The organism is Streptomyces sp. NPDC008125, from assembly GCF_042957125.1.
In the GTDB taxonomy this organism is placed as follows: Bacteria; Actinomycetota; Actinomycetes; order Streptomycetales; family Streptomycetaceae; genus Streptomyces.
Map to the genome: position 1 here is coordinate 417659 of NZ_JBIBHR010000002.1, position 12732 is coordinate 430390.

At 72.1% G+C, this 12732-nt stretch carries 10 protein-coding genes; 6 read left to right on the forward strand and 4 right to left on the reverse strand.

What is annotated here, in order from left to right:
- Positions 1-86 precede the first annotated feature (86 nt).
- Positions 87-545: an SseB family protein gene (locus ACFZAX_RS04575; protein ID WP_327176900.1), complete on the reverse strand. Its 459-nt coding sequence runs from the start codon at positions 543-545 to the stop codon at positions 87-89.
- Positions 546-731: 186 nt separating this feature from the next.
- On the opposite strand from ACFZAX_RS04575, the gene ACFZAX_RS04580 reads away from it, so the two are divergent.
- The 5 genes from ACFZAX_RS04580 to ACFZAX_RS04600 all read left to right on the forward strand — a co-directional run bounded on the left by ACFZAX_RS04580 (position 732) and on the right by ACFZAX_RS04600 (position 8346).
- Positions 732-2558, forward strand: coding sequence for an acyl-CoA dehydrogenase C-terminal domain-containing protein (locus tag ACFZAX_RS04580; protein ID WP_390959018.1), 1827 nt, complete (start codon positions 732-734; stop codon positions 2556-2558).
- Positions 2559-2696: 138 nt separating this feature from the next.
- Entirely contained in the window at positions 2697-4001 is a 1305-nt protein-coding gene (locus ACFZAX_RS04585) for a M18 family aminopeptidase (protein ID WP_390959020.1), read from the forward strand.
- Positions 4002-4103: 102 nt separating this feature from the next.
- Positions 4104-4325: a DUF6458 family protein gene (locus tag ACFZAX_RS04590; protein ID WP_390959022.1), complete on the forward strand. Its 222-nt coding sequence runs from the start codon at positions 4104-4106 to the stop codon at positions 4323-4325.
- 256 nt (positions 4326-4581) lie between these two features.
- Entirely contained in the window at positions 4582-7392 is a 2811-nt protein-coding gene (locus ACFZAX_RS04595; RefSeq protein WP_390959024.1) for a BTAD domain-containing putative transcriptional regulator, read from the forward strand.
- A gap of 234 nt (positions 7393-7626) precedes the next feature.
- Entirely contained in the window at positions 7627-8346 is a 720-nt protein-coding gene (locus ACFZAX_RS04600; RefSeq protein WP_390959026.1) for a DUF4232 domain-containing protein, read from the forward strand.
- 81 nt (positions 8347-8427) lie between these two features.
- On the opposite strand, the gene ACFZAX_RS04605 is transcribed toward ACFZAX_RS04600, so the two are convergent.
- The gene (locus ACFZAX_RS04605) at positions 8428-10272 is read right to left on the reverse strand and encodes a thioredoxin-like domain-containing protein (protein WP_390959028.1); all 1845 of its coding nucleotides are present in this window, start codon (positions 10270-10272) and stop codon (positions 8428-8430) included.
- A 106-nt stretch (positions 10273-10378) separates the two neighbouring features.
- Positions 10379-10855 (reverse strand): hypothetical protein, encoded by a 477-nt coding sequence (locus tag ACFZAX_RS04610; RefSeq protein WP_390959029.1) that lies wholly within the window; start codon positions 10853-10855, stop codon positions 10379-10381.
- Positions 10856-11195: 340 nt separating this feature from the next.
- On the opposite strand from ACFZAX_RS04610, the gene ACFZAX_RS04615 reads away from it, so the two are divergent.
- Complete coding sequence (locus tag ACFZAX_RS04615; protein WP_390959031.1) at positions 11196-11696, forward strand: LURP-one-related family protein; 501 nt, start codon at positions 11196-11198, stop codon at positions 11694-11696.
- A gap of 156 nt (positions 11697-11852) precedes the next feature.
- Here the strand turns inward: ACFZAX_RS04615 and ACFZAX_RS04620 are convergent, their stop codons facing one another.
- On the reverse strand, positions 11853-12665 hold the full coding sequence (locus ACFZAX_RS04620) for a nitrilase-related carbon-nitrogen hydrolase (RefSeq protein WP_390959033.1): 813 nt from the start codon (positions 12663-12665) through the stop codon (positions 11853-11855).
- Positions 12666-12732 lie beyond the last annotated feature (67 nt).

Sequence of the window (12732 nt, forward strand, 5' to 3'; positions counted from 1 at the left end):
AAGACCGCCTGCCGATCACTCATCACCGCCGAACCCCTCGGAACGGATCGTCCGGAGGCCCAGGCCGTGAAGTCAGGACCTGCCCCTCAGCCGTACATGCGCCGCATGGCGAAATCGACCATCTGCTCGACGGCCTTCGCGTCGAAGACCATCCGGTGGTCGCCCTCCATGTCCAGGACGAAGCCGTATCCGGTCGGGAGCAGGTCGATCACCTCGGCGCCGGTGATCACGAAGTACTTCGACTCCTTGCCCGCGTACCGCCGCAGCTCCTTGAGCGTGGTGAACATCGGGATCACCGGCTGCTGGGTGTTGTGCAGCGCGAGGAATCCCGGGCCGTCGCCGCGCGGGCAGTAGACCTTCGAGGTCGCGAAGATCTGCTGGAAGTCCTCCGCCGCGAGGGTGCCGGTGGTGAAGGCCCGTACCGCGTCCGCCAGGGAGGGCGGCGAAGGCTCGGGGTACAGCGGCTGCTCGGCGTAGCCGCCGCCCATCTGCCCCATCTGACCCATCTGCTGCTGTGCACCCGGGTTCTGGTCGTAGCCGTACATGCCCCAAAGAGTAATCGGACACATCTCCGGCTCCAGGGGTTGCGCCTTATTACTCACGGGTAGCATCATCGGAGAGGTCGACTGATACGCGTCATGCAGCCGGCCGGCCTTCCGCACAGCCCGTCGCCCGACCGCATCACTCCCCGGGGCGCTGCGCGTCACTGCTATTGATTACGGAGCCTTCCCATGGGGCACTACAAGTCGAATCTCCGCGACATCGAGTTCAACCTCTTCGAGGTGCTCGGGCGCGACAAGCTGTACGGCACCGGTCCGTTCGCGGAGATGGACGTCGAGACCGCGAAGAGCATCCTCGACGAGGTCACCCGCCTCGCGGAGAACGAGCTCGCCGACTCCTACACCGACGCCGACCGCAACCCGCCGGTCTTCGACCCCGCGACCAACACCGCCCCGGTCCCGGAGACCTTCAAGCGGTCGTACCAGGCGTTCATGGACTCCGAGTACTGGCGCCTCGGCCTCCCGGAGGAGATCGGCGGCACCACCTCCCCGCGCTCCCTGATCTGGGCCTACGCGGAGCTGCTGCTCGGCGCGAACCCGGCCGTCTGGATGTACTCCTCGGGCCCCGCGTTCGCCGGCATCCTCTTCGCCGAGGGCAACGACGCGCAGAAGAAGGTCGCCGAGATCGCGGTCGAGAAGCAGTGGGGCTCGACGATGGTGCTGACCGAGCCGGACGCCGGTTCGGACGTCGGCGCCGGGCGCACCAAGGCCGTGCGGCAGGAGGACGGCTCCTGGCACATCGAGGGCGTGAAGCGCTTCATCACGTCCGGTGAGCACGACATGTCGGAGAACATCCTCCACTACGTGCTGGCCCGCCCCGAGGGCGCCGGACCGGGCACCAAGGGCCTGTCGCTCTTCCTCGTCCCGAAGTACCACTTCGACTGGGAGACCGGCGAGCTGGGCGAGCGCAACGGCGTCTACGCCACGAACGTCGAGCACAAGATGGGTCTCAAGGCCTCCAACACCTGCGAGATGACCTTCGGCGACCAGCACCCCGCCAAGGGCTGGCTGATCGGCGACAAGCACGACGGCATCCGCCAGATGTTCATGATCATCGAGTTCGCCCGGATGATGGTCGGCACGAAGGCCATCGCCACCCTCTCCACCGGCTACCTCAACGCGCTGGAGTACGCCAAGGAGCGCGTCCAGGGCTCGGACCTGTCGCAGTTCATGGACAAGACCGCCCCCAAGGTCACCATCACGCACCACCCCGACGTGCGCCGCTCCCTCATGACGCAGAAGGCGTACGCCGAGGGCATGCGCTCCCTCGTCCTGTACACCGCCTCCGTCCAGGACGCGATCCAGGTCAAGGAGGCCGCGGGCGAGGACGCCAAGGCGCTGCACGGTCTCAACGACCTGCTGCTGCCGATCGTGAAGGGGTACGGCTCCGAGCGCTCCTACGAGCAGCTCGCGCAGTCGCTCCAGACCTTCGGCGGCTCCGGGTACCTCCAGGAGTACCCGATCGAGCAGTACATCCGCGACGCCAAGATCGACACCCTGTACGAGGGCACCACGGCCATCCAGGGCCAGGACTTCTTCTTCCGGAAGATCGTCCGCGACCAGGGCGCCTCGCTCAACACGCTGTCCGAGGAGATCAAGAAGTTCCTCGCCGGCGCCCAGGGCAACGAGGAGCTCGCTCCCGCGCTGGACTCCCTCGCCAAGGCCGCCGTGGACCTGGAGGCGATCGTCGGCACGATGATCACCGACCTCACCGCGACCGGCGAGGACGTGAAGAGCATCTACAAGGTGGGCCTCAACACCACCCGCCTGCTCCTCTCCTCCGGTGACGTCGTCGTCGGCTACCTCCTCCTCAAGGGCGCCACCGTCGCCGCGGAGAAGCTGCCGACCGCCTCCGCCAAGGACGTCGCCTTCTACCAGGGCAAGATCGCGGCCGCGAAGTTCTTCGCCGCCAACGTCCTGCCCGGCGTCTCGACGGAGCGCGCGCTCGCCGAGTCCGTCGACAACTCCCTGATGGAGCTGGACGAGGCCGCGTTCTAGGTACGTCGCACTCCGTCACGGACGGCGGCCCGCCCCCACCTCGGCGCATACCGGGGGGCGGGCCTTCGTCATGTCCGCGCCAGGTCCCCGCCACCCGGTCGTGAATGGTTCACAACACGCCTCGTTACAGTGAAGAACATGAGTTCCTCCCACGCTTTCGACAGGTCCCACACCGATGACCTGATGTCCTTCCTCGCCGCCAGCCCCTCGCCGTACCACGCCGTGGCCAACACCGCCGCCCGTCTGGAGAAGGCAGGGTTCCGCCAGGTCGAGGAGACCGCGGCCTGGGACGCGACGAGCGGCGGGAAGTACGTCCTGCGCGGCGGCGCCATCATCGCCTGGTACGTCCCCGAAGGCGCGTCCCCCCACACCCCGTTCCGTATCGTCGGCGCCCACACCGACTCGCCCAACCTGCGGGTCAAGCCGCTGCCCGACACCGGCGCGCACGGCTGGCGCCAGGTCGCCGTGGAGATCTACGGCGGGACCCTGCTCAACACCTGGCTCGACCGGGACCTCGGCATCGCGGGCCGGCTCTCGCTGCGCGACGGCACCGACGTGCTGGCCTCGGTCGACCGCCCCCTGCTGCGCGTCCCGCAGCTCGCCGTCCACCTCGACCGCTCGGCCAACGACGGCCTCAAGCTCGACCGCCAGAAGCACATGCAGCCGATCTGGGGCCTGGGCAAGGTCGAGGAGGGCGACCTCATCCGGTTCGTCGCCGAGGAGGCGGGCGTCGACCCGGAGGACGTCACCGGCTGGGACCTGATGGCGCACGCCGTCGAGAAGCCCTCCTACCTGGGCCGCGACGAGGAGCTCGTGGCCGGCCCCCGGATGGACAACCTGATCTCGGTGCACGCCGGCGCCGCGGCCCTGGCCGCCGTCGCCCAGCGCCACGCCTCCGAGGGCACCGAGCTCCCGTACATCCCGGTGCTCGCCGCCTTCGACCACGAGGAGAACGGCTCCCAGTCCGACACCGGCGCCGACGGCCCGCTGCTCGGCACCGTCATGGAGCGCTCGGTGTACGCCCGGGGCGGCGGCTACGAGGACCGCGCCCGCGCCTTCGCCGGAACCATCTGCGTCTCCTCCGACACCGGCCACGCGATCCACCCCAACTACGCGGAGCGCCACGACCCGACGCACCACCCGGTCGTCAACGGCGGTCCGATCCTGAAGGTCAACGTCAACATGCGGTACGCGACCGACGGCAACGGCCGCGCGCTGTTCGCCGGCGCGTGCGAGCGGGCGGGTGTGCCGCTGCAGACATTCGTCTCCAACAACTCGGTGTCGTGCGGCACCACGATCGGCCCGATCACCGCCGCCCGCCACGGAATCCAGACCGTCGACATCGGGGTTGCCATCCTCTCGATGCACAGCGCCCGCGAACTCTGCGGCTCCGACGACCCGTTCCTGCTGGCCAACGCCCTGACCGAGTTCCTGGCGGGCTGACGCCGGGTCACCTGCCGCCCGCACGGACATGGTTGACGCCGGGCCGGGTACGCGATCCGTACACCGGCCCGGAGCCACCGGGTCGTCGAGGAGGCGGGAATCATGGGACTCGGAGGATGCATTCTCCTGATCGGTGCCGGGGCGGTACTGGCGTTCGCCACCGACTGGCAGATCGACACGGTCAACGTCGACCTGGTCGGCTGGATCATGATGCTCGTCGGCCTCGTCGGGGTCTTCGCCTACATGAGCATCGCGCGGCGCCGCCGCATGATCGTGCCGCCCACGACCACGGTCGTGTCGGAGGAAGAGCGCCGCTACCAGTGACCCGACGGGGGTCCGGCACTCCGCACGCGCACGCGGCGGCCGGGCCGGGCCCCCCGGGTGAACGCACGGGCCCGAGCGGGACGTACGCGGCACGGCCGCAGACCGGCCCGGCCAGGGCCTTCCGTCCGGTCCGGGCCGGAACAGGGCCCGCGAGCCCGGCGTGATCCGCACGCAGGACCCGCACCAAGGCCCCGATATCCTGGCTTCCCGTCCGGGCCCCCGCCCCGGGTGCGTTCCGCCCGGAAGGAAGCCGCTCGTGGAGTTCCGGCTGCTCGGCACGGTCTCCGTCGACACCCACCGAGGTCCGCTGCCCCTCGGCCCGGCGAAACGGCGCAGCCTGCTGGCCGCCCTGCTGCTCTCCGTCAACACACCCGTCTCCGTCGCCCGGCTGACGGAGTCCCTGTGGGACGACCTGCCCCCGGCGCACGCCCGCGGCGTCATCCAGGGGCACGTCTCACGCCTCCGCGCCCTGCTGGTGGAGGCTGAGGCGGCGGTGTACGGCGTGGAGCTGCTCACCCTCGGCGACGCCTACGTCCTGCGCGCTTCCGAAACCCTGCTGGACTCGCAGCGGTTCGAGGAACTCCTGATGCTGGCACGGCAACAGCGCAGCACCGCCGACTCCGTCCTCATGCTCCAGGACGCCCTCTCGTTGTGGCAGGGCCCCGCCCTCAGCGGAGCACTCGCCGGTCCTCCGCTGCAGGCCGCGGCACACACGCTGGAGGAATCGCGGCTGGCCACGGTGGAGGAACTGGCCCGTGCCCACGGCCGACTGGGCGAGCACCACCGGGCCGCCGCCGTCCTGCGGGCGGAAGCCGCGGCACAACCGTTGCGGGAGTCCCTGTCCGCGGCCCTGATCCTGGCGCTGTACCGGGCGGGGCGCCAGTCCGAGGCCCTGGACTGGTTCCACCGTACGAGGCGGCTGCTCGCCGACGAGCTGGGCATCGACCCGGGCCGCGAGCTGGCCGACGCCTACGCGCTGATCCTGCGTGGCGATCCCGGGACCGTCCCGTTCCCCGGGGGTCACGAGACGGTGGAGCCGTCCGGTGCCACGGGTACGGAAGCGGGCGGCCCGGTGCCCCCCGGGGCGACGGCGGCCGGCGCGCTCCCCGTACCGCCTCCGGCGCCGGGACCGCACGCTCCGGTCGCCCCGCACCCCGTCGATCTGCTGCCGCGCGCCCCCCGCGGCTTCCACGGGCGCACCGCCGAGCTGGCCGCGCTCACCCGGGCCGCCGCAGGCGAGGCGCCGGTGTGCCTGGTCACCGGCCCTGCCGGGGTGGGCAAGACCTCGCTGGCCGTCCAGTGGGCGCACCACAACCCCGCCGCGTTCCCGGACGGGCGGCTCTTCGCCGATCTGCGCGGGTTCAGCGAGACGGGCGAGCCCGCTCCGGTCGACGTGCTCCGCGAGTTCCTGCTCGCCCTCGGCGTGGCACCGCGCCGCGTCCCGGAGTCCGTCACCGCGGGGGCCGCGCTCTTCCGCTCCCTGACCGAGCGGCGCCGACTGCTCGTGCTCCTCGACAACGCCCGCGATTCCTCCACCGTCCGCGCCCTGCTCCCCGGTGGGACCGACTGCGTCACGGTCGTCACCAGCCGCAACCGGCTGGAGGGCCTCATCGCCTCGGACGCGGCCCGACCCGTCCCGCTCGACACCCTCGAACCCCGGGACGGCACGGCCCTGCTCGCCGGTGTCCTCGGTGAGGAGAGGGTCCGCGCCGAACCCGTGGCCGCCCGCCGCCTGGCCGAACTCTGCGGAGGGCTTCCGCTCGCTCTGCGGGTCACGGCCGCCCGGCTGGCCGGCCGGCCGCAGCGGACCCTCGCCGGAATGGCCGAGGAGCTGGCCGACGAACGCGGCCGGCTGGCCCGTCTCGACGTGGACGACGTCGGCGTCTCGGCCGCTCTCCGGCTGACCGTCCAACAACTCCCGCCGGACGCCGCCCATGTGCTGGCCCGGCTCGGCCACCACCCCGGCGGCCACTTCGACCGGTACACCTGCGCGGCACTCGCCGGCACCGGTCCCGCCGCCGCCTCGGCCGCCCTGGAACGGCTCGGCTCCGCGCACCTCGTGACCGAGACCGCGCCGGAGCACTGGGTGCTGCACGACCTGGTGCGCCTGTACGCCCGGGATCTCGACCCGGCGGCCGGGCCCGAGGCCCTGATCGGCGTCCTCGACCACTGCATCGCCACCGCCCTCGCCGCCTCCGAGGCCGCGGAGCCCGGCGGCGAGCCCTGCTTCGTCCTTCCGGAGGACTACCACCGCCCCTCCGCCGTACGGGACTTCGCCGACCGTGCCGCGGCGATGCGCTGGCTGGCCGCCGAACGGGACGACCTGGCACGGGCCGCCGTCGCGGCGAGGGAGGCCGGTCTGCACGACCGGGCCTGGCGGATCATCCTGCTCCAGTGGCCGCAGGTGGTGTGGCGGGTACGGGACAGCTGGTCCCCCCTGCTGGAGCTGGCGCTGGACTCCGCGCGGACCCGGCAGGACCCCTACGCCGAGTCGCGCGTGCTCAGCCTGCTGGGCTGGGTGCTGGTGGAGGAGGGCAGGACCGCCGAGGCGGCCGTCCTCCTGGAACGCTCGCCGGGTCTCGCGCGGCAGGCCGGTGACCGGCTGGGCGAGGCGACGGCGTTGATCAACCTGGCGGTCGTCCAGGCGGGCCGGGGCGCGACCGGAACGGCTCTGGAGGGCTGCGAGCGGGCCGTCGCACTGGCCCGGGAGGAGGGCGACCGGCACACGGAGACGCTCGCGCTGCAGCATCTCGCCCGGTTGCAGCTGGTGGCCGACCGGCCCGCCGCCGCCCTGGCGACCGCACGTGCGGCACTGGACCTGGGCCCGGACCAGCAGGAGGCCGCCCGCCGCTCGCTGCTGCTCGCCGTCGCCGGCGAGGCCCGTCTGGCGCTCGGCGAGGAGGACGGCGGCATCCTGCTGCTGGAGCGGGCCGCCGAGGAAGCGGAACGCGTCGGATACGACGAGGGCGCGGTGCGCGCCCTGGAGGTCCTGCTGCGGGTCTCGGCACGGGCGGACCACCGGATACGGCACGAGGTGGCCCTGCGCAGACTCACCGACACGGGCTGAAGCCCACGCTCCGCTACGCGGCCACCCTCCTCGCAGCGGCCGTCGACGAGTGGGTGTGACCCCTCGTGGCCCGGCAAAGGGCGGCGGCCCTCGGGCGCGGAGCGTCAGCGGGACGTCAGCGGGACACCGGCGGAACGTCAGCGATGGGGCCCAGACTCGGAGATGTCAGCAGCTCACGGCGTTTACGGCCGCCGTCGGCGCACCGTCGTCCTACCGCTTCCCGGGGGAATCTCCATGCGTACGTCCGCCTACCGCACCCGCAGCACCGTCCTCGCCGCCGCAGCCGCCGCCGCGCTCGCCCTGGCCCTCACCGCCTGCGACGACACCGACGCCGGCACCAAGTCCGCCGGCACGGAGTCCGCCGGCACGGTGCTGAGCGGCTCGGCGACGCCCTCCGCCCCGGCCGACCCCGCGTCGGACCCGGGCGCCGCGCAGAGCGCCGGTACGACGCAGAGCGCCGGTACGACGGAGAGTGCCGGTACGGCCGAGGCCACCGGTACGACCACGGGTGGCGGAACCGGAACCTCCGCCGGCACCCCCGCCTGCACCACCAAGACCCTCACGGTCAGTGCCGCGGTTCAGGACGGCCCGCCCTACACCCACATCGTGCTGACCGCGAAGAACACCTCGGGGCACAGCTGCCTGATGCCGGGCTTCCCGGAGATCCGGTTCCTGGAGAACGCCCTCGGCGCCGCTCCGGCGGTCGCCAGCAGCAAGCCCGCCGAAGCGGTCGTCCTCACCGCCGGTGCTCCCGCCTACGCGGTGGTGCGACTGTCGGACGGCGGAACGGACGAGGACGTCAGAACGGCGCAGGACTTCACCATCACCTTCCCGGCCGGCGCGGGGATGGCCACCGTGAAGGCCCCCGGCTCCGGCGGTATCGCCGTCAACCCCGCGAAGTGGGCCACCGGCTACTGGACGCCCGAACTGCGCAACGGCGCCGACGAGTTCTGAGAACCCGCCGACGAGAACCCGCCCACGGGAACCCGCCGACGAGAACCCGCCGACGGGAACCCGGCCCGGAGGAAGGCCCGGTCAGGCGTCGTCCATGCCCGCGAGCACCAACGGCAGCCGGGCCACGCCGTCCGCCGTCACCACGACCGGTACGCCCCAGTCCTGCTGGTGGACGTGGCAGGCCGGGTACTCGTTCGCCGGGTCGTCGTCGCAGGACGCGGCCATCGCCGAGACGTGCAGGATGCCCTCGGTGACCCCGTCCGCGAGCACCAGGTCGCGGAAGAGGTCCGTGCCCGCGCCGGAACCCTCGGCCAGCAGCTCCGGCGGGGTCGAGGAGACCAGCAGCCGGGTGGAGGGGCCGTACCGCAGGTCGAGCTTCTGACCGGCCGGCGCCTGGAAGACCACGTCCAGCCGGAGGTTCCCGGCGGCGACCTCGGTGGCCGCGCGCTGGGTACGGTGCGCGCCGCCGTCGACCCGCAGCGCCTCCTCGGGCAGCCGCAGCCGGGTCAGCCGGTGCCGCGCCGACTCCACGACCACCAGGTCACCGTCGACCAGCACCGCGTCGCTCGGTTCCCGCAGGTCCGTCGCGAGCGTCGTCACCTCGCCGCTCGCCGGGTCGAAGCGCCGCAGCGCGTTGTTGTACGTGTCCGAGACGGCCACCGACCCGTCCGGCAGCGCGGTGACACCCAGCGGGTGCTGGAACAGCGCCTGGCCGGCCGCCCCGTCGCGGTGCCCGAAGTCGAAGAGACCGGTGCCCACGGCCGTGGTCACCACGCCCGCCCGGTCCACGAAGCGCAGCGCCGAGGTCTCGGAGTCGGCGATCCACAGCCGCTCCCCGTCGGCGGAGGCCGCGAGCCCGGACGGCTGCGCGAACCACGCCTCCGCCGCCGGACCGTCGACGAGCCCCTCGTTGGTGGTGCCCGCCGCGACCTCGACGGTCCCGGCCCCGGGATCGTACGTCCACAGCTGGTGCACGCCCGCCATGGCGATCCAGAGGCGGTCGCCGAACCAGGCGATGTCCCACGGCGAGGAGAGGTCCACCTCGCGCGCCGGACCCGAGGTCGCGGAGCCCTGCCACCACTGGTTGCCGGTGCCGGCGAGCGTCACCGTGCGGCCGGTGGTGAGGTCCAGGGCGCGCAGCGCGTGGTTGACGGTGTCCGCGACGGCGATCCGGCCGTCCGGCAGCACCGCGAGGCCCTGCGGCTCGCTGAACCGCACCTCGTCACGGCCGCCGTCGGTGAAGCCGCGCTCGCCGGTGCCGTAGTGGCCGCGTACGGTCTCGCCGTCCGCCTCCAGCTCCACCAGCCGGTGGCGGGTGGTGTCCGAGACCAGGAAGCCGCCGTCCGGCAGCAGCAGCGCCTTGCCCGGGAACCGCAGGTGGGTCGCGACCGGCTCGGGCGCCACGTACGGGCCGTCCCCGCGCCGCAGGGTGCCCTTCGCCTCGTGCTCGGCCTCCAGCTCGTCCACCAGCTTCGCGATGGCGTGGGCGTGGCCCTCGCCGGCGTGCTGGGCGACGACGTACCCCTCGGGGTCGATGACCACGAGCGTCGGCCAGGCCCGGACCGCGTACTGCTTCCACGTCGCGAGCTCCGGGTCGTCGAGCACCGGGTGGTGCACCTCGTACCGCTCCACGGCGTCCACGACGGCCTGGTGCTCCGCCTCGTGCACGAACTTCGGCGAGTGCACGCCGATGATCACCACGGTGTCGCGGTGCTTCTCCTCCAGCTCGCGCAGCTCGTCGAGGACGTGCAGGCAGTTCACGCAGCAAAAGGTCCAGAAATCGAGGACGACAATGCGTCCCCGCAGGTCAGCGAGGGTGTACTGCTGGCCACCCGTGTTGAGCCAGCCGCCCTTGCCGATGAGCTCGGGGGCGCGGACACGGGCACGGTGGGGCGCGGGGGCGGGCGCCGGGACGGCATCGTTCATGCCTCAAGGGTGCCACTCGCGGCGTCGTCGCCGATCACGGGTGGCGCACTCGCGGCGTCGTCGCCGATCACGGGTGGCGGCATGGCAGGAGGGGCTCCCGGCGGGCTCAGCTGCTGAGGAACACCCTGCACGTCCCCGACCGGTCGAAGATCGCCGCGTACACCGTGAACAGTTCTGACCCCTTCGCCCGGACGTACGCCGGGTCGGCGTCCACCGGGAGCCCCTGATCCATGACCTCCATCCTCACCCCGTCGGGGGTCTCCTTCCCGGCCGGGACGAGCTGGTTCTCCCGGACGAAGGCCGGGACGCCGTCGCAGGGCATCGAGAACTCGACCCGGAACGGGTACCCGTCCAGCGCCTTGAGCGCGCCGTAGGTGATCTCCTCGGCCCCCTCGGGCAGGCGGACGCCGTAGTCGGACAGGGCCTCGCGCAGGTCGACATCGGCGGTGTCGGCCGGAGACTCGTACGGGAACGGACCGGCGTGCTCGGCGGAGTGCAGCCCCTCCGGATCACAGGCGGCCAGCCCCCCGACGAGGAGCGCTCCCACGAACAACGCCGGTATCCGCTTCAGGCGGTGGATCACGTTCTCTCCTCGGGGTGCCGGACTGTCTCGGGCCGTCGGGCAGCCTGGCTGTCCCGTGATGCGTGACGGATCAGTGCGTACGCGGCTCCGACTCGGCTGCGACGCGGTGCGTCCGGCCCCTCTTCACGACCGTGACTCCGCGACGCCCCGGCCCGGTTCCCGCCGCGGGCGAAGCGGGGGAAGTCGTCGCCCGGGCCGGTGTCCTTGTTCATGCCGTGTTCATCCCGCGCTCGCCGGCGGCGTGGGCGGGGTACGTCCGCGTTGCTCCGGTGCCTCCGCACCCTCCGGCACCTCGCGCGCCCTCAGGCATTCCGTGGCCGCCTCCGGGAAGCTGTGCTCCATGAGACTTCTCGTACGCGAGCGACTGTTCGCCATCGGCGACGACTACTGGATCGAGGACACCGAGGGCCGCAAGGTGTTCCTCGTCGACGGCAAGGCCATGCGGGTACGCGACACCTTCGAGCTGAAGGACGCGAACGGCCGGGTCCTCGTGGAGCTGCGCCAGAAGCTGATCAGCATCCGCGACACGATGATCATCGAGCGCGACGGCGAAGAGCTGGCACGGGTCAGGAAGAAGCACCTGTCGCTGCTCCGCAACCACTACCGCGTGACCATGGCGGACGGCACCGAACTCGACGTCAGCGGCAAGATCCTCGACCGCGAGTTCGCGATCGACTACGACGACGAGCTGCTGGCCCGGATCTCCCGGCGCCTGCTCAGCATCCGCGACACGTACGGCATCGACATCGTCCGCGAGGACGCCGACGCCTCGCTGCTGATCGCGGTCGCGATGTGCGTGATCGTCCTCGCTGAGAAGGAGCACGACAAGGGGGACGACTGAGGGACGGTGGGTGAGACCCGAACCTCGGCCGACGGATCGTGGGTCCGCTTCTCCGACCGGGGACCTGAGCACTCCCGCACGCGCGGGAAGCACACGTCGTCACTTCGGTCCTTCACCGGTTCGGGAATCCCACCCTCACCCTCCCCCTGCCACCCCTCACCCCACCTCCCCCGGCCGCTCCACCCCCAGCCGTCGGTCCTTCAGCGCCGGGAACTGCGCACGGGTCTTCTCCACCTTCGCCGGGTCGAACTCCACCCGCAGGATCTCCTCGTCCGCACCCGCCTCGGCGAGGACCTCGCCCCACGGGTCGACCGCGATGGTGTGGCCCGCCTGGGGAACGTCGGCGTGGGTGCCGGCGGTGCCGACGGCGAGGACGTACGCCTGGTTCTCGACGGCGCGGGCCCGGGCGAGGAGGGTCCAGTGGGCGCGGCGGCGTTCGGGCCAGCCGGCGGGGACGACGAGGGTCTGGGCGCCCGCGTCGACGAGGCCCCGGAAGAGTTCGGGGAAGCGGAGGTCGTAGCAGGTGGCGAGGCCCAGGGTGGTGTCCGGGAGGGGGACGGTGACGAGGGTGTCGCCGGCGCCCATCAGGGTCGCTTCGCCCTGGTCGAAGCCGAAGCGGTGGATCTTGCGGTAGGCGGCGACGCGTTCGCCCCTCGGGTCGAGGACGAGGGAGGTGTTGTAGAGGGTGCCGTCCTCGGCGCGTTCGACGAAGGATCCGGCGTGCAGCCAGACGCCCGCTTCGGCCGCCGCGCGGGACATCACTTCGTGGGTGGGGCCTTCGAGGGGCTCGGCCTCGTCGGCGAAGCGGGTGAAGGCGAAGGCGCCCACCGGCCAGAGTTCGGGGAGGACCACCAAGTCGGCCGGATTCGGACCTGACGCCTCGCCGACCACGAGGGAAGCCGCCCTCGCTCTGCGGTGATTGACGGGTTCGTCCGGGTTTACCGCGATCTGGATCAGAGAGGCGCGCACAGTACCACCGTCCTGGCATTCGAGCCGTCAACACCGGCCTACGATCGTCACACGAAAGCACTGCCGG

Bases quoted from the DNA above. Each gene is read 5' to 3' on its own strand.
- ACFZAX_RS04600 (WP_390959026.1), top strand. From the start codon at position 7,627: ATGCGTACGTCCGCCTACCGCACCCGCAGCACCGTCCTCGCCGCCGCA.
- ACFZAX_RS04615 (WP_390959031.1), top strand. From the start codon at position 11,196: ATGAGACTTCTCGTACGCGAGCGACTGTTCGCCATCGGCGACGACTAC.
- ACFZAX_RS04580 (WP_390959018.1), top strand. From the start codon at position 732: ATGGGGCACTACAAGTCGAATCTCCGCGACATCGAGTTCAACCTCTTC.
- ACFZAX_RS04575 (WP_327176900.1), bottom strand. From the start codon at position 545: ATGTACGGCTACGACCAGAACCCGGGTGCACAGCAGCAGATGGGTCAG.
- ACFZAX_RS04605 (WP_390959028.1), bottom strand. From the start codon at position 10,272: ATGAACGATGCCGTCCCGGCGCCCGCCCCCGCGCCCCACCGTGCCCGT.
- ACFZAX_RS04590 (WP_390959022.1), top strand. From the start codon at position 4,104: ATGGGACTCGGAGGATGCATTCTCCTGATCGGTGCCGGGGCGGTACTG.
- ACFZAX_RS04585 (WP_390959020.1), top strand. From the start codon at position 2,697: ATGAGTTCCTCCCACGCTTTCGACAGGTCCCACACCGATGACCTGATG.